The following is a 24793-nucleotide window of genomic DNA, read 5'->3' as shown; positions in this document are numbered from 1 at the left end:
CGACCTATTCGGCGAGAGTCACATCCAGTTGCTGAGTGCCGATGACGCCGAGTAGATCCAGTTTCTCTCGGGCATCGGTTCCCGGTTGCGGCGAATAGACCAGGAGGTGTTGGCCCTCTTTCTGAGTCACGAGTGTCTCGCAGTGGACGGCGATGACGCCGAGTTCGGATGCACGAAGCGTTTGGACGCCGACGTCTTGTATGCGACTCGGTGCTCGCTCCAAATCGTCTCGAACTCGGAACTGGCGGCGCGTAGACGCTCGACCAGCACAGCGACCTCAGGATCGCCTGCTCGCCTGGCCGACACTGCTCGAAGATCGGCGACGTGCTTGTGGCCCATCCGATCCCAGTCCTCGCGTACGAAGTTGCGGCGCGTGCCGGGATCGGTGAACCAACGCCACACCACGTACTTGTCGAGCCCGGTGTACCTGCGCGGGTCCTCGGCCAGCGCGAGGTACATCGCATTGTGCGCCACGATCTCACCGAGGTCTGTCACGACGCAGGCGGGAGTGTCGTCGAGCTTGGTCAGCAGGTGCATCAGGCCGGGTCCGACGTGTTTGTCCGCGCCCATCCTCGTCGGCGGTGATTGGCCGGCGAGGATGTAGAGATGGTCTCGCTCGTCGTCGTCCAACCTCAGGGCGCGGGCCAGCGCACTCAATATCTGAGTCGACGGGTGCGGCCCGCGGCGTTGTTCGAGGCGGGTGTAATAGTCGGTGGACATCCCGGCCAGCAGTGCCACCTCGTCGCGCCGCAGCCCGGGCGTGCGGCGTCGCGGTCCCGGTGCGACACCTACGTCGCCGGGAGTCAGAAGTTCCCGACGTCGTCGGAGAAAATCGGCCAGTTCGTCACGTTCCACGTATCGAGTGTGCGCCTCGTCGCCGGTTCGAGCCAGGGATCGGCAGTCCTCCGACAACTGCTCTCTGCCGCAATTCTCGTCGGGAACGCACAGTGGACGACATGAACAGAACACAACTGGGAAAGTCCGGACCCACCGTCTCGCGTATCGGCCTCGGCGCGATGGGGATGTCCGGTGCATACGGCGAATCGAACGACCGGGAATCGATCCGCACCATCCATGCTGCTGTCGACGCAGGCGTCGATCTTGTCGACACCGGTGACTTCTACGGTGCCGGCCACAACGAGATGCTCATCGGTCGGGCATTGAGCGAACGCAACCGCGACGAGGTCGTGCTGTCGGTGAAGTTCGGGGCACTACGAGGACCCGACGGAAGCTGGCTCGGATTCGACGGCAGGCCGAACGCCGTCAAGAGCGCGCTGGGCTACACACTCGCACGGCTCGGCGTCGATCACATCGACATCTACCGACCCGCCCGACTGGATCCGCAGGTGCCCATCGAAGACACCGTCGGTGCCATCGCCGAGATGGTGGACGCGGGATACGTGCGGCACATCGGCTTGTCCGAGATCGGAAGTGCGACACTGCGTCGTGCCGTGGCGGTACACCCGATCAGCGACCTGCAGATCGAGTACTCCATCGTCTCGCGCGGAATCGAGGAGGACATCCTCGCGACGGCCCGCGAACTCGGTGTCGGTACAACCGCGTACGGCGTGCTCTCACGTGGGCTGCTGAGCGACACGTTCCGCGCGCCCACTGCGTTGGCCGCCAACGACTTCCGTGCACATAGTCCCCGATTCCAAGGGGAGAACCTGACGAGGAATCGCGAACTCGTGGAGTTGCTGGCCGAGATCGCGGACGAGCGCAACGTCTCGGTCGCGCAACTGGCCATCGCCTGGGTGCTCTCTCGTGGTGACGACATCGTGCCCGTCCTCGGCGCTCGCACCGTCGAGCGATTGACGGAAACCATTGCTGCATCGGAGATCTCGCTGACCTCCGACGAGGTAGCGCGCATCGAGAATGCCGTGCCGAAAGATGCGGTAGCAGGCGAGCGCTACGCCGAGGCACAGATGGCGCAACTCGACAGCGAAGCCTGAGCAGAGGCGTCAGCCCACGGCGATGGCGTCGATCTCGATCATCTGACCCGGGATTGCCAACCTGGCCACCCCCAGCATCGTCATGGTCGGCGCAACTCCTGCGGCTCCCAGTCTCGCCATGAGTACGCCGTAGTGCTGGAACAGAAGGTCGACGTCGGTGGTGTACACACCCAGCCTCACCACGTTCGAGATCGACATCTCGGCCCCCGCCAACACGGCGTCCAGATTGTCGAGACTCAGCGTCAGCTGCGCTTCCATGTCTCCCTCGTGCACGGGCGTGCCGTCGCTGTTCGTCGAGGTCTGCCCGGAGCAGTAGAGGGTCCTGGTGTGTCCGGTGACCAGCTCGCCCTGGTGAAAGCCCAGAGCGACTGACCAGTTCACCGGGTCGACTGCAGTTCTTTCCATATCTTCGTCTCCGTCTCGTTCGTTTCCGATCAGTACGAAGCAAGATTGACAGCGATACACGACACCCTCTGTCGTGTATTTCGGTACCGTTCGCGCATGCGTGCGGACAGGTTGGTCTCGCTGGTGCTTCTGTTGCGCCAGCGCGGCCGAATGACGGCCGACTCTCTCGCCGTCGAACTGGAAGTGTCGACTCGCACCGTCCTCCGCGACATCGACGCTCTGTCGACTGCGGGCGTCCCTGTCTACGCGGAGCGCGGCAGGCTGGGAGGGTTCGCGCTACTGCCTGGCTTCAGGACCGAATTTCAGGGCCTCAACCACGATGAGACCCTGTCGCTACTGGCTGCAGTGGGATCGAACGGCGGAGATCACGCGCTCGGCCTCGGATCCGGAGTGGTGTCAGCGCTCCGAAAGGTGATGGACGCGTTGCCCGACGGCCATCACGACACCGCGCGTACTGCCGCTCGCCGGCTACTCATCGAGCCGGAGACAGACCTTCTGTCTCGACGGGTTGTCAGCGAGCAGATACCCGCTCCCATCATGGACTCCGTTCGCAGGGCCGTGTTCGACGGCAGCAAGCTCCGGATTCTCTACGCGCCGAACGACCGAGATGCGCAGTGGCGCACGGTGGATCCTGTCGGTTTGGTCGCAGTGCGAAGCCGGAGCTACCTGCTGGCGACCCGAGACGGCGAAGACCGCACCTACCGACTTTCGCGGGTGCAGGACGCCGAGGTGCTTCTCGAGCCGGCCCAACGGCCGGACAGCGTGCATCTCGACCGGATGTGGCACGAGCGCAGCACCCGATTCAGGAACGGCGGCACCCCTGTGACGGTGTCGGCGCTCATCGACCCGAGGCGCCGGGAAGAACTGGCAGACACTGCATTGACCGTCACCGACGAGGATCTCGACGGTGACGGTCGGTTGCGAATGGACATGACTTTCCAGGATGCGCGGCACGCTGAGTGGGCTCTGTGGCAACTCGGTACCGACGCGGAAGTCCTGGTGCCGCAGTCGTTGCGGGATGGTCTGTACGGCCGGGCCCTTGCAATCGCCGAGCGCTACAGACCACGCGATCAGGCGTCCGCCAACGCGAGTACCGGCGAAATTTGATTCGCCCGACGAGCCGGAGTCAGTGAGGCACCGAGTGCGAGGAGTCCACCGCACAACACGGTTCCGGCGATGACTGCCCACGGGAGGGTGGGCGCGGTGAGTCCGCGGGAATCCAGTGAGCCCAGCAGCGATTGTGCTGCGGCCCAGCCGTACACGATGCCGAGGATCAGACCGAAGCCCATGGACGCGACCACCATCTGAGTACTTTCCGAGACGATCATCGCTCGAATCTGCTTGCGGGTGAATCCGAGTGCACGCAGCAGACCGATCTCACGGGTGCGCTGCAGAATGCTCAGCAGCAGGTTGTTCACCATTCCGACGGCCGCGATGACGGCCGAGAAGCCGATGAGTCCGGTCATGATGCCTACTGTCACGGTGAGCACTTGGCCGACCGTCGCCTCGTCGTATTCGTCGACGAGCATGGACCGATAGCTGTACATCGCGACCGCGAACGTCGTCACCAAGGTCACCCCGATCAACAATCCCACCGCGGTTCGGGTACTGCGATCCGGATAGCGAATCGCGTTGGCGGATGCCAATCGGGCAGCGGGTCCACGGCCGGACAGTCTCCCGACCAGTCTCAGTGTCGCGGGCAGAATGCGGTACGCCCCGACCATGATTCCGGTGAACGATGCGACGCCACCGAAGAACGCCACCAGAACACCGCCCGGGTTGACCATCCCGATCATGACTCCGAGCCCCAGCAGAGCCACGCCGCCGGCGATGAGCACGATCGAGAGCGCGGTCCTGATCCGACGGGACCGCGGAGCCTCCACGCCCGTGTCGACGGCACCTCCGGTTGCTTGAACGGGTGTGACGTCGAGGACCTTTCGTGACCCCACATACGACGCGACGGTCGTCGTCAGCACCACGATCACCACCGGCAGGACCACCATTGGCTGAACGGTCGTGTACTGCACATCCGGCAGCTGACCGGCCGAGACCGCAACGGCCCGGGCCAGGTGACTCGCGCCGACGCCGAGGACCATACCGACTGCGCCACCGAACAATCCGACGACGAGGCCCTCGCGTGCTACCGATCGGCGCAGGTCACGAGAGCGGGCTCCCAACAGTCGAAGGAGTGCGATGGTGCGGGTGCGCCCCGCGACGATCGTCGCGAACGTGTTCGAGGTGACCACCGCCGCGACGTACAACGCGAGGCCGATGAACACCAACGCGACGCTGTACAGCGCGGTGACGGCAGCACCGTCGGTGTCCCCGAAGATATCGACCAGAAACGCGGTCGCCTGAATCAACACCACACCGAAGAACGACGCCAGCGATGTCACCAGAATGCTGGCACCGTGCTCTTTCGACGCCTGAGCAGAAGTCAACGCACTCATCGGACGCTCTCCATTCCCAGCATGTAGCTCGAAATCTGTTCAGCGCTCGAACGTCCGAGCTCGTTGACGATGCGCCCATCGGCGAGGAAGACGATGCGATCGGCGTAGCTGGCTGCGATCGGATCGTGGGTGACCATGACGATCGACTGGCCGTACTCGCGCACCGCCGCGGCCAGGAGGCCGAGAACCTCGCGGCCGGTGCGGGAATCGAGGTTGCCGGTGGGCTCGTCGGCGAAGATGAGATGCGGTCGAGTCCCCAGCGCACGGGCGATCGCGACGCGCTGCTGCTGTCCGCCCGAGAGCTGATGTGGACGGTGGTTCACCCGACCTTGCAGTCCCAAGGTATCGATGAGTTGCTCGATCCAGGCCGACTCCTGTGCACTGGGTGCGCGACCGTCGAGCTCGAACGGCAGCAGGATGTTGCCCCGAACATCCAGAGTGGGAACAAGATTGAAGGACTGGAAGATGAACCCGACTTGCTTGCGTCGCAACGTCGTCAGAGCGTCGTCGTTGGCCGAGGTGATGTCTGCACCGGCCAGCATCAAGTGACCCGAGCTGGCGTTGTCCAGTCCGGCCATGACGTGCATGAGCGTCGATTTGCCGGAACCGGACGGTCCCATGATGGCGGTGAACTGGCCGGCGTGAATGTCGAGAGAGACGTTGTCGAGGGCGCTCACCGGATTGGACGAGTCGCCGAAGTGCTTACTGACCTGAAATGCCCGTGCAACAGGGCCTGCTGTGATCGTCATGCCCACAACGCTATGAATTCGCCGGATCGAAGTAATCAGGCGCGAGTCTTCGCGTCGTACATCTGCAGGATGACATCGGCGTCAGTCCCGAGGTCAAGGCGAGTTCAGTCCGTGCTCGAATGCGTAGACCACCAGCTGCACTCGATCACGCAGGTGCAGCTTGGCGAATATGCGGCTGATGTGTGTTTTCACCGTCGCTTCGCTCAGGTACTCCAGTTCGGCGATCTCGGAGTTGCTCAGCCCGCGGGCTGTGAGCCGGAAGAGCTCCTTCTCCCGCGCAGTGAGGGTCTCGAAGGCGGCCGGCACCGTCGGAACCGGAGGCGTCGGAGTGAAATGCGCCAGCAAGCCGGTCGTCGCGGACGCGGCGATCACCGAGTTTCCGGCATGGACCGTACGGATCGCAGCGAGCAGAAACTCCGGGTCGGCATCCTTGAGCACGAATCCGCTTGCGCCCGAACGAATGGCTCGCGCAGCGCTCTCGTCCAGGTCGAACGTGGTGAGTACCAGAATGCGCGGAGGTGTGTCGGAGGCCGCCAGAATCTGCTCGGTCGCGGCGATACCGTCGAGCACCGGCATCCGGATGTCCATGAGCATCACGTCGGGAGTGACGGACGCTGCGAGTTCGACGGCTTCTCGTCCGTTGCCCGCCTCCCCGACGAATTCCAGGTCGGGCTGGGAGGAGATCAGCATGCGAATGCCGGCTCGGAACAGCTGCTGATCGTCGACCAGCGCAACTTCGATGCGATCGGAACTCACGTCGTGCCCTTCGTCGAGGGGGTGGTGGTAGGCAACCACGCCGTCACAGTCCATGACGAGGCGTCGCCGGTCGCTGTGCACGTGCCGCCGGAGAGGCCGGCGCGTTCCTTCATGCCGGCCACTCCGTGGCCGGACGATTCCGCGGCGGGAAGCCCCGGGAACACACTGTTTCGTACCGTCAGTTCGACGCCGGCAGAATCCGATTCGATGGCGACGGTCACCGGCGCGTTCGGATCGCCATGGCGCAGTGCATTGGTCAACGATTCCTGCGCGATGCGGTACAACGCCAGATGCGCTCCTGCACCCAACGACACGTCGCCGGTGTCGATCGAGGAGTCGATGTTCAGGCCGGTGGCGCGCATCTGGTCGAGCAGACGCTCCAGGTCGCCCGGACCGGGGGTCGGTAGATCGCCTTGGCTGTGGCGGAGCTGTCCCAGCAGCACCCGGACGTCGGACAGTGCCTCGCGCGCTGTGTCGGAGATCGTCGTCAGTGCAGTGTCGACGGCCGCGGGGTCCAGTGCACGCACGTAGCGTGCGCCATCGGCCTGAGCGATCACCACGGCCAGGGAATGCGCCACGATGTCGTGCATGTCCCGGGCAATTCGGTTGCGCTCCTGTTCGATTGCCACTTCATGCTCGGCTCGCGCCTGGTGTACCTCGGCGAGCTCGCGCGCGTGTGCCGATTCGATGGCTGTACGCCGGGCGTAGGCGAGTCGACCGAGCGCCCAGGACAGCCCGAGCATGGCCCACAGCGCAGCGAGGAGAACGGCGGCCTGCAGCAGCCTCGGTTCCTGAAATCCTGCATCGGTGGGCGCCCCGAATGGATTGCCGTCCACGAACGCCAGGTACAGCGCCGCTATCACTCCGCCGACGACGGCCGAGGCGAGACCGAGGCGTCGAACCACGTTGTCGCCGTACGCGGCCGAGCAGTACAGAATCGCGAAGATCGCTGTATCCGCCGACAGGGGGAGCACTCCGCTGACCATCTGTACGACGGCAAGGACCCAGGCGAGCGCCAAGGACCATCGTGGCGATCGGCGCCGGATGGCCAATGCGATGCCGAACCCGATCAGAACAGCTGCGCTCGGAGAACCGGAGGATTGGCTCAGAGTCGACGGCAGCAGGAGCAGAACGAAGACCACGGCGTAGGTGACATCGAGCACCTGCCGTGAGATCGAACGCTTGCGCAGCACTCGATCAGACTACGTGGATCAGTTGGTGCGGCGACGAGCCTTCTCGAGCGCGGCCAGTGTTGTCAGCACGGTGGTCCGCTGACGTTCGAGATCCTTCATGCGAGCGCGTGCGGGGAGGCCCTGAACGCCGTCGAGTGCGCTGATCTGCTCGTCGACGGAGGTGAGTTGGCCGAGCAACTTCTCCACGCGGGACTGCAGTTCGATCGCATCGATTCCGGTGACACCGGCCTGCGACTTCTTCGTCGGTGCCTTCGCCGGAGCGGAGGTCGATGAGGGTGAGGCCGGTGCGTTCACCGCGGCAGCGGCCCTGGGGCGCAACGCCTTGCGTACGGCGGCCGGGTCGGGGAGCTTCTCGAGCCGAATGCGGTTGAGGACCTCACGCGCATCGCGGGCGGTGACGCGGTACTCGCGCTCCTCGTCGTCCTCGGACGCCAGGGTGCCGCCCAGGGGCCGCAGACCGTACATGCCGATGAAGTGCTTGGCCTCGTCGATGACGGCTTCCTTCTCGCGGCACAGACCGCAGCGAGGCTCGTTCCTGAAGATTTCGACGCTGTCGGTGCTGCCGCACCAGACGCACCCGCCCGGCGTCCATCGAGCAATTCTGACGGTAGTAGTTCCAGCCGGGCCGTTGAGAGAGTGCGCGTCGATCACGACGAGTCATCTTAGGTGACAACAAAACCCGCCCCACACACCCCCGTCTCGCGAGCTGCATATTCCGGTCGTCGACGTGACGTAGTTCATGCAGTGCGGACGGAGAGTGGGTGGGGCGGGTTCCGGTCGAGCGAAACAGACCTGTTGTTATGCGCTGCCGTTGAAAAGGCTGGTGACGGAACCGTTTTCGAAGACCTCGCGGATGGTGCGGGCCAGCAGGGGTGCGATCGACAGCTCGGTTAGTGTCTCGAAGCGCTTCTCGTCACTGATCGGGAGAGTGTTGGTGACGACGACTTCCTTGGCACCGCAGTTGGCGAGGCGCTCGGCGGCCGGGTTGGACAGAACGCCGTGAGTCGCGGCGATGACGACGTCGCCCGCGCCGGCTTCCTTGAGAACCTTCACCGCGCCCGCGATGGTGCCGCCGGTGTCGATCATGTCGTCGATGAGGATGCAGGTGCGGCCCTCGACCTCGCCGACGACGCGGTTGGACTTGACCTGGTTGGGCACCAGCGGATCACGCGTCTTGTGGATGAAGGCCAGCGGTGCGCCGCCGAAGGAGTCCGCCCACTTCTCGGCGACGCGGACGCGGCCGGAGTCGGGGGAGACGACAGTGATGTGCTCGAGGCTGTACTTGCCGCGGATGTGATCGGCGAGCTGGCTGTGCGCGTGCATGTGATCGACGGGGCCGTCGAAGAAGCCCTGAATCTGATCGGTGTGCAGGTCGACGGTGATGATGCGGTCGGCACCTGCGGTCTTGAGCAGATCGGCGACGAGGCGAGCGGAGATGGGCTCGCGGCCGCGGTGCTTCTTGTCCTGGCGGGCGTACGGGTAGAACGGGAGGATCGCGGTGATGCGCTTGGCCGATCCACGCTTGAGAGCGTCGATCATGATCAGCTGTTCCATCAGCCAGGTGTTGAGCGGGAACGGATGCGACTGCAGAACGAACGCGTCCGATCCGCGGACCGACTCCTCGAAGCGCACGAAGATCTCGCCGTTGGCGAAGTCACGTGCCGTCTGCGGGGTGATCTCGATGCCGAGTTCCTTGGCGACCTGCTCGGCCAACTCCGGATGTGCTCGACCAGAGAACAACATCAGGTTCTTCTGGTTGTCGATCCAATTGGGGGTGCTCACTGCTGTTCGCCGTCCTTTTGTTCGTGCCGATCACGATCTGCGAGCGCCGCTGCCTGCGCAGCTTCGGTTCCGGGCCTGTTGTCGATGACCCAGCCTTCGATATTGCGTTGCTTGCCACCGGAGACGGCCAGCGCGCCGGGAGGAACATCTTCCCGAACCACTGTCCCTGCGCCGGTGTAAGCGCCGTCGCCCACGTGAACGGGAGCGACGAACGTCGAGTCGGAACCGGTCCGTACATGGGATCCGATTTCCGTGCGGCTCTTGTTGACGCCGTCGTAGTTGGCGAAGACGTTGGAGCAACCGATGTTGCTGTGGTCGCCGATCGTGGCATCGCCGACGTAGGTCAGGTGCGGAACCTTGGTGTGGTTGCCGATCGTCGCGTTCTTGGTCTCGACGTAGGCACCGAGCTTGCCGCCGGTGCCGAGAACGGTGCCCGGACGCAGGTAGGTGAAGGGTCCGACCGTCGCATCCGGTCCGATCACGGCCTGCTCGGCGTGGGTACGCACCACCGACGCGCGTTCCCCGATCTCGACGTCACGCAAGGTCGAATCCGGCCCGACGACCGCGTCGTCGGCGATATGGGTCTTGCCGTGCAGCTGGACACCGGGCTCGAGGCGAACGTCCGCACCGAGAGTGACATCGATGTCGATCCACGTGGTCGACGGGTCGACGACGGTGACGCCTGCCCGCATGTGCCGCTCGATGATGTGGCGATTGAGTACCGACGTGACGTGCGACAGCTGCACGCGATCGTTGACGCCCACCACCAGGTCGGGATCGGCGAGCTGGGTGCCGTAGACAGCCTTGCCGTCGGCCTTGCTGATCTTGACGACGTCGGTCAGATACAGCTCGTGCTGGGCATTGGCGGTGCTGAGCTTGCCGAGTGCGGTGCGCAGCGCCACCGCGTCGAACGCGTAGACGCCGGAGTTGACCTCGCCGATCAGCACCTGAGCGGGGGTGGCGTCGGCGTGTTCGACGATCTCGGCCACCTCGCCGTCGTCGGTGCGAACGATGCGGCCGTAGCCGTTGGCATCGTCCGGGACGAAGGTCAGCACCGTCGCGGCCGCGGGACGCGGGGCGCTCAGATGCTCGTCGAGCAATGCCTTGAGGGTGTGGCCGTCGAGCAGAGGGACGTCGGCCGCGGTGACGAGGATCGTGCCCTCGAAGTCGTCCGGGAGCGCGGCCAGGCCGCACTGCACGGCATGTCCGGTACCCAACTGTCGATCCTGAACAGCGGTATGGATGGTGCGACCCAAGGTGGCCGCGAGATCGTGCACGGCGGAAGAAACTCGTTCACGATCGTGTCCGACGACGGTAACCAGGTGGTCGGGCCCGAGGTCGGCGGCCGCGTGAAGGGCGTGCGCGAGCATCGTGCGTCCGGCGAGAGGATGCAGAACTTTCGGGGTCTTCGAGCGCATTCGGGTACCTGCACCCGCAGCGAGAACGACCACGGCGGTCTGCACAGGCATTGAGCTCCTCAGGCGGTAACGCGAAAGACGGGCATGCGTGAATGATGTTGCTCGCTCCGCCGCCAGGACTCGAACCTGAACTATCTGAACCAAAATCAGAGGTGCTGCCATTACACCACGGCGGATAATCGACCGGTGGTACAGACAGTGGCCGACGAATCGAACGACGCATTCGTCAAGCCGTTGCGCTCCCACCGAGCGCAACGATCCTCGCATGAGAGGTAGTGGTGAGTCGAACCGCGACGTATAACAGACCGGGCAGGTCGTTCCCACAGGCACGCCAATGGGATGGATCGGGCATCGCTAGGGTGAGGTTGTCGTCGAGTCCGGCGTCAGGACGTGCACGGTCGGTAACGGAAGCGGTTTCCATGTCAGCCTCGGAGCAAGAACGCTCACCTCGGGTTCGGATGACCGGGACTCAACGTCGTGAGCAGTTGATCGAGGTGGGACGGACGCTCTTCGCCGAACGTGGCTACGAGGCCGCGTCGGTGGAGGAGATCGCCGGACGCGCCAACGTGTCCAAGCCGGTCGTCTACGAACATTTCGGCGGTAAAGAAGGCCTCTACGCCGTCATCGTCGACCGTGAGATGTCCACGTTGCTGGGGATGATCACCAAATCTCTCGATCTCAATCGGTCGCGAATCCGCGTGGAACGTGTCGCGCTCGCGCTACTGACCTACATCGAGGATCGGACCGACGGTTTCCGCATACTCGTTCGTGATTCCCCTGTCTCTGCCGAGGACGGCAAGTACTCGTCCCTGCTCAACGAGGCCATCGGACGCGTCGGACACATGCTGGCCGGAGACTTCTCGCGTCGCGGCCTCGATCCCGAGTTCGCCCCGATGTATGCCCAGGCCCTGGTCGGAATGGTGTCGATGACGGCGCAGTGGTGGCTGGACGTGCGCACTCCCTCGAAGGAAGTGGTGGCGGCACACGTGGTCAACCTGTGCTGGAACGGGTTGACAAACCTGGAAGCGGACCCTCGACTGACCGAGGAATGAGTACCCGGTTTCGTCTCTTTGCGGTGAAAGAGGGGGTATCGTCCCCTTTGTCGGCCATGAGAGCTGTGTCACTTACGGCACAGTGCTCAACCGGACCGATGCATGTTGGCATGAGACGTAAAGCCACTCAGTGGTACCGTTCGGGCGTAATTTGCGCAGTGTCAGTACAGAATCGCGAAGGCGGATCCTATGGTCAGGCAGGCCCGCGCTGAGATAACCCGCGACACCGTGCTCGCGGGCGCAGCGAATGTATTCCTGCGCCTCGGGTACGCGAACGCGAGTCTCAGCGAGATCATCTCTCAGTCTCAGGTCACCAAAGGCGCTCTGTACTTCCATTTCGGTTCCAAGGAAGAATTGGCGCGTGCGGTCATCGACGAGGGCAACACTCGTCTGACCACTGCCTGCTCGCAGTTCAACGATGGTCGCATCCCCGCACTCGAAGCGGCTATCGGCATCTCCTACATCGTCGTCGATCTCTCGGTCAGCGATCCCATGGTCTCGGCCATGCTCCGATTGAGCCATCAGATCGGTGACTACCGAGGCACCGAGGGCAATGTGATGGCCGGCTGGAGCGAGTCGTTCGACAGGCTCGCCGCCAAGGCGATCGCGCAGGGCGACATCGATCCCAACTCGGATTCACGCACCATCGGTTCGCTCGTACTCGAGATTCTCACCGGCGTGCACATGGTTGCGGTCGCCACCTCCACCACCGAGGAATTGCCCTCGCGCATGGAGCGTCTCTGGTACTACCTCCTGCCGGCGTTGGTGCCTGCCAACAAGTTGGACTACTTCCGCGAGTTCGCGGCTCGTCGAGTCATCCGCTTCGGCCCGTAACTCACGAGTTCTCCGCAACGAAGTCTGCAATATCGCCCTGGAGGCGATCCGGATATTCGCCGTTGACGGCATGTGAGGCGTCGGGATAGAGCCGCACGGTCCCGTCGGGAAGCGCCCGTTCTGCCGTGGCGACGGCATCCGTGGCGTCGTGCATCACGGACTTTCCTGCGATGACGGCCAGTAGCGGCACCTCGAGTGTCGCTAGGCGTTCTTCGGTGATTCGCGTGGGCTGCGGCAGTTTCAGCGAGTAGCCCTGCATTCCGGCCTCGATCATGTCTGCAATCGGAACGTTCTGGACCTCGGCACCGCCCGCGGTGTACGAGTTGAAGCCGTCTCGCCATGACTTCGGCAGCCACGGTACGGCGGCAGGGAGCGCGCGGATCGCGGTGCTCCAGGGGATGTCGGAAAAGACCTCCACAGGGTCGATCAGTGTGAGGGAGGCGATGCGGGAGCTGTCGTGCAGTGCCAGGTTCGCCGCCGTCCACCCGCCGATGGACAGCCCGATCACGTGCACTTTGTCGACGGGCAGAGCCGCGAGGGTCTGCGCGAGCCAGTCTGCCTGATCTTCGTCACCGGAGATCGGACGTTCTTGAATACTGCGACCCGGTTCGCCCAGTAGATCGACGGTGTAGACGTCCCCGATCGTCAGCAGGCCCGGAAGATTCGCTGCCCAGACCGGGGTCGCGGAGGACCGCCCAGGTAGGAGTAGTAGCGGGTGCGTCGAGCCGCCCGTGCCAGCAAACCGATAGACGCGGACGACGCCATAGTCGGTGCGAACGTCGATTGTTTCTGCCGGGGTGGGTAGATCTTCGAAAGCGAGGTCGTATGCGGCGAGAAATCGATCCTCGCTCTCTGCGCTGTTCCAGTGCCCGACAGGTGAGGGGGATCGGAGCGCGAACGTGAGGGCGAGCGCGCCGACGGTCAACGCCCCGGCTGCGATCTTCAGGTATCGACGGCGTGTTTTCGGTACTCGATCGTTCATGTCCGGTCTCCTAACCGATCGGTAAGTATTTCGACCGTACAGTAAGCTGGCGGTTGTGGCAACGAGAGAACCGAGCTTCATCGAACGCACCCGGCGCGCGCAGCTGATCGACGTCACGATCACTGCGGTCGCCGAGCACGGATACTCGAACGTCTCGCTCGCGCGTATCGCAGACAACGCCGGCATCACCAAAGCGGCTGTGCTGTACCACTTCCGAACCAAGGATGCGGTAGTGGAAGCGGCGTATCGATTCGTTCTCGATGCTCTCGTCCAGGACGTGGCTGCTGCGGTCGGGGATGTTCCAGCGCAGGACGGTCCTCAGGCCTACGTCCGGGCCATGGTCGGCCACCTCCGCGCTCACCCCCGGCACACGCGCATGCTGATCGAGGCGCTGGCAAACTCCACCGCCGGACACACGCCGGAGCAGCGATGGCGGCCGTTGGCCGACCTCATCGACGCGTCGGTCCGTGCACGTGGGACGGACGGTGTCGATTCACGAACGCTCGCCATCATCACCGGCGGCGCGGTCGACGCGATCGTCACCGAATGCCTGCACGACCCGGATTACGATTCGGCTGCTGCCGGCGAGTCACTCGCAGCGATGCTCGACGCAGCTCTGAGCTGAGCTCGCGTGTCTCCCGCCTGCCGGGGTGTCGGCGTACTCCCATAGACTCGACGGCGACTGTGCATGCGCAGCCGTCGCCTCGAATCGCTTGTAGGAGCATTGCTGTTGTCTTCCGATTCTCTGCCTGCCGTGTCGCTATCCGGGCCGGCCCCGATCGTTCCCGACGCGGCGCTGCAACTGTCGGGTCTGGCCAGCGTTGCGCTGACGGATTCGTCGATGGTGGCCGTCGCCGACGCGATCGGCACCGCTGAGCACACCCTCATCGGACCGCACTCGGTTCGCCCATTCGTCGCGGCCGCGATCGCGCAGCACACTCAGCTGTTGATCGTCACCGCCACCGGGCGTGAAGCGGACGACCTCACCGACGAACTCCGCCAGATCCTCGGCGGCGGCGTCGTGATGTTCCCGTCGTGGGAGACGCTTCCGCACGAACGCCTGTCGCCCAGTGCAGACACCGTCGGCAAGCGACTGGACGTGCTCCGCCGGCTCGCTCGTCCCGGCGACACCGATTACGGCGATCCTCTGCGCGTCATCGTCACCACCGTCCGCTCGCTGGTGCAGCCCATGGCTCCCGGTCTCGGCGAGATCGAACCCGTGACCCTGAAGGTCGGGCTCGACATCGACTTCGACGGCTTGATCCACCGACTCGTCGAGTTCGGATACCTGCGCGTGGACATGGTCGGCAAGCGCGGCGAGTTCGCCGTCCGCGGCGGCATCCTCGACCTCTTCTCGCCGACGGCAGATCACCCGGTGCGCGTGGAATTCTGGGGCGACGAGATCACCGAACTTCGCGCGTTCGCGGTCTCCGATCAACGGTCGCTGCCCGATCACGAGGTCGAACTCGTCATCGCGCCGCCGTGCCGTGAGCTGCTCCTCACCCAGGAGGTCCGCGACCGCGCCGCAGTGCTCGCCGCCGACAACGCGGGTGACACGGCGCTGGTGGAGATGCTGGACAAGCTCTCCGCCGGAGTTCCCGTGGAGGGAATGGAAGCGTTGCTTCCGCTGCTGCAGCCGGGCGAACTGCAATTGCTTGCCGATACCCTCCCCGCCGGAACGCACGTACTGCTGTGCGATCCTGAGCGAATCCGCACGCGCGCAACAGATCTGGTGCGCACGGGCCAAGAGTTCCTCGAAGCATCCTGGACGGCAGCCTCGATCGGTGGAGCTGCGCCGCTCGATACCTCCACCCTCGACACGTCCAGTCTCGAAGGCGCGTCACTGGATCTCGGTGCCTCGGCGTATCGGTCTCTTCGACAGGTTCGCGAGTCCGCGCAGGTGCACGGCCGTCCCTGGTGGACCATCAGCCCACTCGCCTCCGGCAACGGCGAAGAAGTCGAACTCGCCGTCGATTCGGTCCCGGAGGTCCGAGGGTCCGAGGAAGCGCTGACGGCCCTGTTCGCCACCCTGCGGGCGCACATTGCCACCGGTGGCCGCGCCGTCATCTCCGTGGCGGGTGCCGGTACCGCCACTCGCATCATCGAACGCCTCGCCGAGGCCGAAGTGCCTGCAGCACGTCTCGAGTCCGGTGCGGTCCCGGTCGCGGACGTCGTCAACGTCCTCTGCGGATCGTTGCACGACGGCCTGGTGTTCCCCGATGCCAAGCTCGTCGTCGTCACCGAAAGCGATCTGACCGGCAACCGCGTCGCCGCAGCGGGGGAGGGGCGCAAGCTCCCGGCGAAGCGTCGCAATCAGGTCGATCCCCTTGCTCTCGTCGCCGGCGACAGCGTCGTGCACGATCAGCACGGCATCGGTCGATTCGTCGAGATGGTCGAACGCACCATCGGTGGTGCCCGACGCGAATACCTCGTCGTCGAATATGCACCGAGCAAGCGGGGCCATCCCGGCGACCGACTGTTCGTCCCGATGGACTCGCTCGATCAGCTCTCACGCTATGTCGGCGGCGAGCTGCCGTCGTTGAGCAAGCTCGGCGGATCCGACTGGGCCAATACCAAACGCAAGGCGCGCAAGGCAGTTCGTGAGATCGCCGGCGAGCTGGTGCAGCTGTACGCCGCTCGTCAGGCAGCTCCCGGGCACGCCTTCGGGCCCGACACTCCGTGGCAGCTCGAGATGGAAGATGCGTTCGGATTCACCGAGACGGTCGACCAGATGACCGCCATCACCGACGTCAAGGCCGACATGGAGAAGGCGGTCCCGATGGACCGCGTCATCCTCGGCGACGTCGGGTACGGCAAGACCGAAATCGCAGTACGCGCCGCGTTCAAGGCTGTGCAGGACGGCAAGCAGGTCGCCGTCCTGGTTCCGACAACGCTTCTGGCGCAACAGCATCTGCAGACCTTCACCGCGCGCATGGCGTCGTTCCCGGTGACGGTGAAGGGGCTCTCCCGCTTCACGCACGGGTCCGAGTCCAAAGAGGTCATGGCCGGGTTGGCCGACGGCACAGTCGATATTGTCGTCGGCACGCACAGATTGCTGCAGACCGGTGTCGCCTGGAAGGACCTCGGTCTGGTCATCGTCGACGAGGAGCAGCGTTTCGGCGTCGAGCACAAGGAGCACATCAAGTCGCTTCGAACCCACGTGGACGTGCTGACGATGTCGGCCACGCCGATTCCGCGAACCCTCGAGATGAGCCTGGCCGGCATCCGTGAGATGTCCACCATTCTCACCCCGCCCGAGGAGCGGCACCCGGTGCTCACCTACGTCGGGGCGTACAACGACAAGCAGGTCGCCGCGGCCATCAGGCGCGAGTTGCTGCGTGACGGTCAGGTGTTCTTCGTCCACAACCGAGTCAGTTCGATCGACAAGGCCGCCAAGAAGATTCGTGATCTGGTGCCCGAGGCCAGGGTCGCGACCGCCCACGGTCAGATGAACGAGGAGACACTCGAACGCACCGTGCAGGGTTTCTGGCAGCGCGAGACCGACGTGCTGGTGTGTACCACCATCATCGAAACCGGTCTCGACATCTCGAATGCCAACACGCTGATCGTGGAGCGGTCCGATTCGCTCGGCCTCTCTCAGCTGCACCAGCTCCGAGGACGAGTGGGTCGTAGTCGCGAGCGTGGCTACGCGTACTTCCTGTATCCACCGGAGAAGCCGCTCACCGAGACCGCCTACGATCGCCTGGCGACCATCTCGCAGAACTCCGACCTCGGTGCCGGTATGGCCGTTGCGATGAAGGACCTCGAAATCCGCGGTGCCGGAAACGTTCTGGGAGCCGAGCAGTCCGGGCACGTCGCAGGCGTTGGATTCGACCTGTACGTGCGGCTCGTGGGTGAGGCGGTCGAGGCCTACCGCGCCGCTGCGGACGGAAAGCCCATTACGACCGACGAGGCTCCGAAGGAAGTGCGCATCGACCTTCCCGTCGACGCCAACATTCCACCCGACTACGTCACCAGCGACCGGTTGCGCCTCGAGGGCTACCGAAAGCTCGCTGCGGCAGCCGATTCTGCTGGTATCGACGCCGTCATCGACGAACTCGTCGACCGGTACGGGCCCCTTCCCGAGGAGGTCGGCCGCCTTGTCTCCATCGCGAAGTTGAGGCTGATCGCCAAGGAATACGGCTTGACCGACGTCAACGTCGCCGGAACGCAGGTCAAACTGGCTCCGATGGAGTTGCCCGATTCCAAGCAGATTCGCCTCAAGCGGCTTTATCCCAGCGCCACCTACCGGGCGACGACCGGGGTGGTGCAATTGCCGCTGCCGCGCGTCGAGGGTGGCGGAGTGGGCGCGGCGCGCGTGCGCGACGTCGAATTGGTGCAGTTCATCGCCGATCTCATCCTATCCTTGGACGGGAAGCCATCTCGGTCGGTCTTGTTGGAGCAAACAGTGGGGGTGTAGCGGTGACGGTAGTTCTGCTCGACCCCGTTCGTCCGGCGCAGGTACCCGTGGATGCTGTCGAATTCCTCGGTGGTGCGGTGCAATTCACCGAAGAGGTACCGGTGCGGGTGCGGTGGCTGTTCTCCGGCACCGCTGCGCCCGATGCCGTCGATCCCGTCCTGGTCAGCACCGACCGGGCCAATCCCGACGTCCAGGACCGGATCGCGCGCGGAGAACGAGTCATCGCCGCCGAGAAGTTGCCCGGTGACGACGTGATCGCAGCGGTGCACTTGATGGACCGATTGCACACCGTCGGTGGCTGGGAAGCGCAGCAGACCCACGAATCGCTGCGTGGTTACCTGTTGGAAGAAACCTACGAACTTCTCGACGCCATAGCCGCAGGGAACTTGAACGACCTGCGCGAGGAACTCGGAGACCTGTTGCTGCAGGTACTCTTTCACTCCAGAATCGCTCAGAACGCCGCCGAGAATGCGTTCGATATCGACGACGTCGCCGCGGGACTCGTTGCCAAACTCACCCACCGCAGCCCGCACCTCGCTCGCCAGGACGGCGGACCGATCGACATCGTCGAACAAGAGCGCGCCTGGGAAGCGCAGAAGGCGTCGGAAAAGGCACGGCGATCCTGCATCGACGGCATTGCTTTGTCCCAGCCGTCACTCGCCCTGGCGCAGAAGGTGATCGGACGAGCCACCAAGGCCGGCCTACCCGACGAACTCGTTCCCGACGGCCTACGCGTCGTGCACATCGGGGTCGACCATTCGCACGGTGGAGAAAGCGCCGAGGACGCACTGCGGCGTCGGGTATTGGATTTTGCATCCCTGATCCGCAACGCCGAAGCATCCGCCCGTAACGCGGGCATCGCGCCGGGAGAAATGTCTGCACTGGATTGGATCGAGCACTGGGGTCTGCGGGGGTAGTCCTACACCACCCGCTCCACCCCTCACCTCGTCCCTCGGTTATGGGATCAATGTGGGTTTCAGTCGCTCAGAGTGCAACAAAGCCGCATTGATCCGGATCGACTACTTACGCCAGAACAGGTGATGAGTGATTCCACTGCTGCTAGGGACGACCTCGTGCTCGAATCTGTCGTCCAACTCGTCGGGTGAATCCCACAGCTTCAGGCCCGAGCCGAATTCGATGGGCGCGACAGCGATGTGCATGGTGTCGACGAGATCGGCATCGAGGAATTCCCGGATGCTGGTGACGCCACCGCCGAGGCGCACGTCCTTACCGTCGGCCGCCTCCTTTGCCTGTGTCAGCACCTCGGACGGCTCGCCGTCGACGAAGTGGAACGTGGTGTCGGAGAGTGTGATCGACGGTCGCTCGTGGTGGGTGAGGACAAAGACGGGTGTGTGGAACGGTGGTTCCTCGCCCCACCAGCCCTGCCATTCGTGGTCGGCCCACGGACCGCGTTGAGGGCCGAACTTGTGTCGGCCCATGATCTCGGCACCGATGTTGTTCGCGAAGTCGCGGGCGAAGTAGTCGTCCAGACCACGACTGCCGCCTGGAGCGGTGCGGTTCGGCCAGCTCGCGGTTGCCCCGCACCACGCCATCAGGCTTCCATGATCGAGACCGAACGGGCTCTCGAAGCTCTGGTCCACTCCCGCAGCGATCCCATCGCTCGAAATGGTGAAGTTCTGTACCCGAACCAGCTGTCCCATGTGTGCTCCCGATGTCGATGATGAAGATCTACGACGTGTAGACCGAGCCGCGTGTAGAAACTCATCGCTGAACTGGATCGGATCAGACTAGTCCGGTGGCACACGTCATCGATCACCGAACCGTGAAGTAGTCGGCCGGATCGAGGCCGTCGAGTGCGATCCATCTGTGCGGAACCGCAGCGTCGCCCTGTGTGCTGCCGGACGTGGCTCGGACGAAGTCCTGGATATCGAGTGCCAGTCGAGGGTCGTCGTCGATGCGACGGGCCATGTCGTAGAAGACTGCCAGCACGTGGACGCAGCGACCGGTGCTGTCGGAGCAGGTGCATTCGACCCGGGTGAGTGTGGGTACAGGCGGATGACCTCGATCAGTGCATTCGCTGTACATCTCGTCGGTGAGAATTGTTCGGGTTCCCTGTAATTGGGTGCTGATGATGTTCAGAGCAGGTGAAGGCATCGGTGCCACCTCGATAGACACCTCAGGTGTTGTGCGGCCGTGTTCGACGGCTCCTCGGATCTTGCCGGCACTGATCGTCACCTCCACATTTCCGCCCTTCGCCAGCGCGCGGGCGCGGGGCAGCCGGGGGTCGGGCCGGGTCACGCGTAACGGCTGGGCGAGTCGAACCCAATCCCGCCCCCACGCTGTGTAGCCGAAGTCGTCGTCCGCCATGTCAGCGGCTTCGCTTGCGGCGCAGCGTGTCGACGAGCCGGTCGTCGTCCAACTTCGCCAGCTCGGCTACATCCGACGTATCGGCGACGTCGGACAGTGTCGACTTTCGTGAATGCATGGCCGCGATGTGCTCCTCGATGGTGGTGTCGGTGGTGAGGGTGGTGATGGTGACCGTGCGGGTCTGCCCGATCCGATGGACTCGATCCGAGGCCTGCGCCTCGACGGCTGGGTTCCACCATCGGTCGAAGTGGACGACGTCGGCTGCGCGAGTCAGGGTGAGTCCGGTGCCGCCGGCTTTCAGGCTCAGCACCAGTACGGCAGGGCCGTCGTCGGACTGGAAACGTCGAACGATATCTGCCCGTTGCTCCTGATTCAGGCCACCGTGAAAGAACGGCACCGACACTTGGAACTCCTCGCCGAAGTGCCGTACGAGAAGCTCGCCGGTCTTGCGATATTGGGTGAAGATGATTGTCGGCGAATCGGTTTCGAGGTTGTTGGCCACGATGTCGGTGCAGAGGTCGAGCTTCCCCGAACGCCCCGACAGATCATCGGAGTCGCCCGTGACCAGTGCCGGGTGATTGCAGACTTGTTTCAGTGCGGTCAGAGCCGCCAGGACCCGGGCCTGGCGTTGCACGCCATCGCCGAAGCCGTCGTCGATCGCCTGATCGAGGACGCGGTCGTACAACCGCTGTTGTTCCTCGGTGAGATCGCAGATCAGGTCGGCGTGAATCTTCGGCGGAAGTGATCCGGCGACCTGAGACTTCTTTCGCATCAACACAACCGGTTCGATCGCTGCCCGTAGCCGAATGGCGGCGGCGCCGGAACCGTCCGATATCGGCTTGATGAAGCGACGCCGGAACTGAGTCTTGTTCCCGAACACGTGCGGTGCGACGAGGTTGAGCAGCGCCCAGAATTCGTCGAGATGGTTCTCGACGGGCGTGCCGGTCATCGCGATCGTCGCGTCGGCGTGGATGAGTCGCGCGGCCTTCGAGATCTGGGTGCGCGGATTCTTCAGCACCTGTGCCTCGTCGAATACGGCAGTGGCCCAGTGAAGATCGGCGAGTTGTGGACCGTGCGTGCGCAACGTCGGATACCCGGTGAGCATCACCGTTCTCGGGTCCATTGCCGGCAGTGGCCCTCCGCGCCAGGTCACGGTCGAGAGGCTCGGCGCAAACCGAGCGATCTCGTGTGCCCAGTTCCCGACCAGCGACGTCGGACTCACCACCACCTGTGGCCCCTCGTCGGCGCGCCCGACGAGGTAGCCGATTGCCTGCAGCGTTTTGCCGAGCCCCATCTCGTCCGCGAGCACCGCACCGCCGTGGGCGGTCACCGTCTCACGCAGCCAACTCACGCCGCGCACCTGGTAGGGCCGCATCTCCGCGACCAGCGCTGTGCGCAGTTCGGCGGCGACGGCCGTCGTGTGGCGAAAGGTGGCGACGGCGTGTTCCGCCGACATGACCGCTCTCCCGGTGGCATCGGGAACCGCATGCCCCGCGATCGGCAGCGCAGAACCGCCGCCCGCCAGGTGCGTCCGCCACGCATCGACCGAGGCACCGGAAGTGTCGAGGACAACGTCAGCCAGTCGATCGGGCTCTATCAACGCGCAGTCGACGTCGGACACCTCGAAACCCGAAAGGTCTAGAGTCGGAACTGCCAGCGTCACCCGCTGGGCATCGCCGACGGGTGGGGGAGATCCGACAGTGCCGGAAGACCAGGTCCACAGGGCAAACATGTGGCGATCGAGGAGGTAGGTCGCTTGAGTATCGGCAGGCTGGGGGAGGGGCATGAATCCCTTCGAGAAGCAGTCGGCGACGAATCCGAACCGCTAGAACATAAGCAGACCGCACAGTTCTGTCAAACTCGAAATAATTCCGAAAGCTGTTGCAAAATAACGGAATTTATGACCCTACGTTTAAATTTGACACCCAGATGGTTCGGTGTTCTCCGCCGGACTCAGGGCTCACCCGCCCGCGTCAATGGACCGTTGCACCGGTCGGACGTATGCAGTGCGCCATTGACGCGGACCGGGCTATTGCGTGAATGAACCACTGCACGGGTCAGACGTGTGCAAGGGTCCATTGACGCGACGCGGGGAACCGACCTACTCGAACAGCGTCGAACCCCAGTATTCGGATTCTCCGACGCCGGGAGGGCAGGCGAATACCGCAGAACCCACGTGTTGGATGTATTCGTTCAGAGCGTCCTTGCGGGACAGGGCCAATTGCATCGGCACGAATTGGGTCAGTGGGTCGCGGCAGTAGGCGATGAAGAACAGTCCGGCGTCGAGGTGTCCGAAGCCGTCGGATCCGTCGGTGAAGTTGTATCCCCGACGCAGGATCTGGACGCCGCCGAGGTTTTCCTTCGATGCCAGACGCACGTGCGCGGTCTTGTCGATGAAGGTGCCCTCGGGGCCCTGTGACTCGAAATCGAGTGCGTCGAACTCGTCCTTCTGGCCGAGTGGCGCGCCGGACCCCTTGCTGCGCCCGATCACTCGCTCTTGTTCCTTCAGTGTGGTGCGGTCCCACGATTCGATGAGCATGCGGATGCGACGGGCGACGAGGTAGGAGCCACCGGCCATCCACTCTTGATCATCGTCGGACGCAACCCACACGTTCTCGTCGAGCAGCGACGGGTCTTCGGCTTTGAGGTTGGCCGTTCCGTCCTTGAAGCCGAACAGGTTTCGCGGTGTTGCCTGGGTGGTCGAGGTGGATGAGGTTCGGCCGAAGCCGAGTTGAGACCACTTCACCGAGACGGTGCCGAATCCGACACGAGCGAGGTTGCGGATCGCGTGCACGGCAACCTGGGGGTCGTCGGCGCAGGCCTGGATGCAGAGGTCGCCGCCGGAGCGTCGAGGATCGAGGTTGTCGGCCGGGAAGTGCTGCAAATCGGCAAGCGATGCAGGCCTTTTCGAGGCCAGATCGAATCGATCGAACATCGAGGGACCGAATCCGATCGTCAGCGTCAGCGACGACGCCGTCAGACCGAGAGCTTCGCCGGTATCCGACGGCGGGTTGTACTGGCCACCGTCGACTGCGCCGCCGTCGAACGTCTCTTCGCCCTTGGTGAGGCGTTCCGCCATCAGGGTCCACTTCTTCAGCAGCGCAACGACATCGTCGCGTGAGTCGGTGGTGATGTCGAAGGCGACGAAGTGCATGCGATCCTGTGCCGGGGTGACGATTCCGGCCTGGTGGTCTCCGCGAAATTCGACGACGTCCGAAGCGGGTGCCTCGGCTCCGGAGGCGGTCGCGTGTCCAGCGATGGCTCCCACTCCGACGAGTGCAGCCCCCGTCCCGACGGCACCGAAGAGGCACCGTCGGGAGAATTGTCCAGTCTTATTGTCCGGCAACGACACCCTGCACCTGGCTCACTTCAGCGGACAATGCGTCGATCTTGTTCGAGAGTTCCTGGCGCTGTGGTTCGGTCACCGTGTCGTAGAAGACGAAGCCGTCGCCGCTGCGGTACTTGGCCAGTTCGGCGTCGAGTTCTGCGAAGCGGGCATCGATGGCGGTTCCGAGTTCGGCGTTGCGCTCGTCGAGGATGGGACGCACCGCAGCGATGGCGGCCTGGGAGCCGTCGACGTTGGCTTGGAAGTCCCACAGGTCGGTGTGTGAGAAGAAGTCCTCTTCACCGCTGATCTTGGTTTTGGCAACTTCGTCGAGCAGTCCCTGTGCGCCACCGGCGACCTGAATGGGGTCGATGGTGAAGTCGTCGGCCTTGATCTTGTCGGCGAGTTCGGTGATGTCGGCCTCGAGTTGATCGGCCATCGCGTTGGTGTCCGGCTGCAGCCCCTGCGACCACAGGTCCTTCTCGATGCGGTGGAATCCGGTCCACTCGGCACCGGGCTCCACGTCCGGCTCACGCAGGTCGATGCGTGGGTCGAGGTCGTCGGGGAAGCTCTCGGCCACGGGCTCGATGCGCTCGTAATAGCTACGCGCAATGGGGAACTGGGCCTTGGCTGCGTCGACGTCGCCGCTCTTGACGGCGGTGACGAACGATGCCGTGGTGTCCTGCAAAGCATCGATCTGGCTCACGACGTAGCGCTTGTAGCCGGCGGCGGCCTCGGTGAGGAGGCCGTTCTCGTCGGCGGTGCGGACCGAGTCGCCGGAGACGACGTAATCGGCGCGGATACCGTCGCCCACCATGCCTGCCTTGCAGGCGGTTTGGTAGGTGCCGGGGTCGGGCAGGGCGACGATGAGCTGACGCGTCAGGCCGGGTCCGATGTTCTCGACCTCACCCATGACGCGGTCGCCCGCGCCGTAGACGTAGAACTCGGTGACCTTGCTGCCGTTGTTGGTGATCTGGAACGTCGAGTTACCGGTGGTGCCTTCGGATGCGCTCACGTCGCAGGAGGAGTCGGTCGCGGTGACGGCGATATCGCCCGATGCGGCTTCGTTGGAAGACTTTTCGGTGCAGCCGGCCAGGGCTATCGGCAGAACCGCGACCGCGGCCAGAGCGATGGTGGAACGACGCAT

Annotated in this window: 21 protein-coding genes, 1 tRNA gene and 1 pseudogene; 7 read left to right on the top strand and 16 right to left on the bottom strand. The window is 64.2% G+C overall.

The genetic code is table 11. The annotated features are described in order from the left end of the window. Positions 1-4 precede the first annotated feature (4 nt). A pseudogene (locus CH294_RS02415) lies at positions 5-1035 on the bottom strand (helix-turn-helix transcriptional regulator). Between CH294_RS02415 and CH294_RS02410 the strand changes: the two are divergent. Next, on the top strand, positions 957-1952 hold the full coding sequence (locus CH294_RS02410; RefSeq protein WP_094736997.1) for an aldo/keto reductase: 996 nt from the start codon (positions 957-959) through the stop codon (positions 1950-1952). The pseudogene CH294_RS02415 and the gene CH294_RS02410 overlap by 79 nt on opposite strands. A gap of 9 nt (positions 1953-1961) precedes the next feature. Here the strand turns inward: CH294_RS02410 and CH294_RS02405 are convergent, their stop codons facing one another. Continuing rightward, entirely contained in the window at positions 1962-2357 is a 396-nt protein-coding gene (locus CH294_RS02405) for a RidA family protein (protein WP_094736901.1), read from the bottom strand. 96 nt (positions 2358-2453) lie between these two features. Between CH294_RS02405 and CH294_RS02400 the strand changes: the two genes are divergently transcribed. Continuing rightward, positions 2454-3464, top strand: coding sequence for a WYL domain-containing protein (locus CH294_RS02400; RefSeq protein ID WP_094736900.1), 1011 nt, complete (start codon positions 2454-2456; stop codon positions 3462-3464). On the opposite strand, the gene CH294_RS02395 is transcribed toward CH294_RS02400, so the two are convergent. The 8 genes from CH294_RS02395 to CH294_RS02360 form a co-directional block, all read right to left on the bottom strand. Further along, entirely contained in the window at positions 3428-4807 is a 1380-nt protein-coding gene (locus CH294_RS02395; protein WP_094736899.1) for an ABC transporter permease, read from the bottom strand. The two genes, CH294_RS02400 and CH294_RS02395, sit on opposite strands and share 37 nt — an antisense overlap. After that, the gene (locus CH294_RS02390) at positions 4804-5556 is read right to left on the bottom strand and encodes an ABC transporter ATP-binding protein (RefSeq protein WP_032377260.1); all 753 of its coding nucleotides are present in this window, start codon (positions 5554-5556) and stop codon (positions 4804-4806) included. Before CH294_RS02390 ends, CH294_RS02395 begins: the two co-directional genes overlap by 4 nt. Before the next feature lie 93 nt (positions 5557-5649). Beyond that, positions 5650-6312: a response regulator transcription factor gene (locus CH294_RS02385; protein WP_032404276.1), complete on the bottom strand. Its 663-nt coding sequence runs from the start codon at positions 6310-6312 to the stop codon at positions 5650-5652. Continuing rightward, a complete protein-coding gene (locus CH294_RS02380; protein ID WP_032404275.1) occupies positions 6309-7505 on the bottom strand; it encodes a histidine kinase in 1197 nt (398 codons plus the stop codon). The genes CH294_RS02385 and CH294_RS02380 overlap by 4 nt, the downstream gene beginning before the upstream one ends. 18 nt (positions 7506-7523) lie before the next feature. After that, positions 7524-8156, bottom strand: coding sequence for a hypothetical protein (locus CH294_RS02375; RefSeq protein WP_249305003.1), 633 nt, complete (start codon positions 8154-8156; stop codon positions 7524-7526). 147 nt (positions 8157-8303) lie between these two features. Next, positions 8304-9287 carry a ribose-phosphate diphosphokinase gene (locus CH294_RS02370; protein WP_032377257.1) on the bottom strand — a complete coding sequence of 328 codons (984 nt, stop codon included), beginning with the start codon at positions 9285-9287 and terminating at the stop codon, positions 8304-8306. Next, positions 9284-10756, bottom strand: coding sequence for a bifunctional UDP-N-acetylglucosamine diphosphorylase/glucosamine-1-phosphate N-acetyltransferase GlmU (gene glmU / locus CH294_RS02365; protein ID WP_032377256.1), 1473 nt, complete (start codon positions 10754-10756; stop codon positions 9284-9286). Before glmU ends, CH294_RS02370 begins: the two co-directional genes overlap by 4 nt. Before the next feature lie 54 nt (positions 10757-10810). Then, positions 10811-10881: transfer RNA gene (locus CH294_RS02360), tRNA-Gln, on the bottom strand. 243 nt (positions 10882-11124) lie between these two features. On the opposite strand from CH294_RS02360, the gene CH294_RS02355 reads away from it, so the two are divergent. Next, positions 11125-11757 (top strand): TetR/AcrR family transcriptional regulator, encoded by a 633-nt coding sequence (locus CH294_RS02355; RefSeq protein ID WP_094736898.1) that lies wholly within the window; start codon positions 11125-11127, stop codon positions 11755-11757. Positions 11758-11946: 189 nt separating this feature from the next. Then, entirely contained in the window at positions 11947-12591 is a 645-nt protein-coding gene (locus CH294_RS02350; protein ID WP_032377254.1) for a ScbR family autoregulator-binding transcription factor, read from the top strand. A gap of 1 nt (position 12592) precedes the next feature. Here CH294_RS02350 and CH294_RS02345 read toward each other — a convergent pair whose 3' ends face one another. Then, positions 12593-13573, bottom strand: a complete 981-nt coding sequence (locus CH294_RS02345; RefSeq protein ID WP_094736897.1) for an alpha/beta hydrolase — start codon at positions 13571-13573, stop codon at positions 12593-12595. Positions 13574-13628: 55 nt separating this feature from the next. Between CH294_RS02345 and CH294_RS02340 the strand changes: the two genes are divergently transcribed. The 3 genes from CH294_RS02340 to CH294_RS02330 all read left to right on the top strand — a co-directional run bounded on the left by CH294_RS02340 (position 13629) and on the right by CH294_RS02330 (position 18910). After that, on the top strand, positions 13629-14198 hold the full coding sequence (locus tag CH294_RS02340; protein ID WP_094702298.1) for a TetR/AcrR family transcriptional regulator: 570 nt from the start codon (positions 13629-13631) through the stop codon (positions 14196-14198). A gap of 216 nt (positions 14199-14414) precedes the next feature. Continuing rightward, entirely contained in the window at positions 14415-17993 is a 3579-nt protein-coding gene (mfd, locus tag CH294_RS02335) for a transcription-repair coupling factor (protein WP_249305012.1), read from the top strand. Positions 17994-17995: 2 nt separating this feature from the next. Continuing rightward, entirely contained in the window at positions 17996-18910 is a 915-nt protein-coding gene (locus tag CH294_RS02330) for a MazG family protein (RefSeq protein ID WP_094608276.1), read from the top strand. Positions 18911-19012: 102 nt separating this feature from the next. On the opposite strand, the gene CH294_RS02325 is transcribed toward CH294_RS02330, so the two are convergent. The 5 genes from CH294_RS02325 to efeO all read right to left on the bottom strand — a co-directional run bounded on the left by CH294_RS02325 (position 19013) and on the right by efeO (position 24793). Continuing rightward, positions 19013-19654: a dihydrofolate reductase family protein gene (locus tag CH294_RS02325; RefSeq protein WP_094736896.1), complete on the bottom strand. Its 642-nt coding sequence runs from the start codon at positions 19652-19654 to the stop codon at positions 19013-19015. 112 nt (positions 19655-19766) lie between these two features. Further along, positions 19767-20321: a hypothetical protein gene (locus CH294_RS02320; RefSeq protein WP_094736895.1), complete on the bottom strand. Its 555-nt coding sequence runs from the start codon at positions 20319-20321 to the stop codon at positions 19767-19769. Between the two features lies 1 nt (position 20322). Next, positions 20323-22053: a DEAD/DEAH box helicase gene (locus CH294_RS02315; RefSeq protein ID WP_094736894.1), complete on the bottom strand. Its 1731-nt coding sequence runs from the start codon at positions 22051-22053 to the stop codon at positions 20323-20325. Between the two features lie 369 nt (positions 22054-22422). Further along, a complete protein-coding gene (gene efeB, locus CH294_RS02310; RefSeq protein ID WP_094736893.1) occupies positions 22423-23673 on the bottom strand; it encodes an iron uptake transporter deferrochelatase/peroxidase subunit in 1251 nt (416 codons plus the stop codon). Further along, positions 23654-24793 (bottom strand): iron uptake system protein EfeO, encoded by a 1140-nt coding sequence (efeO, locus tag CH294_RS02305; RefSeq protein WP_094608381.1) that lies wholly within the window; start codon positions 24791-24793, stop codon positions 23654-23656. Before efeO ends, efeB begins: the two co-directional genes overlap by 20 nt.

The organism is Rhodococcus sp. 14-2483-1-1 (assembly GCF_002259335.1).
Classification (GTDB): domain Bacteria; phylum Actinomycetota; class Actinomycetes; order Mycobacteriales; family Mycobacteriaceae; genus Rhodococcoides.
Note: the sequence above shows the minus strand (reverse complement) of the source record. Positions and strands in the feature narration are given on the sequence as shown.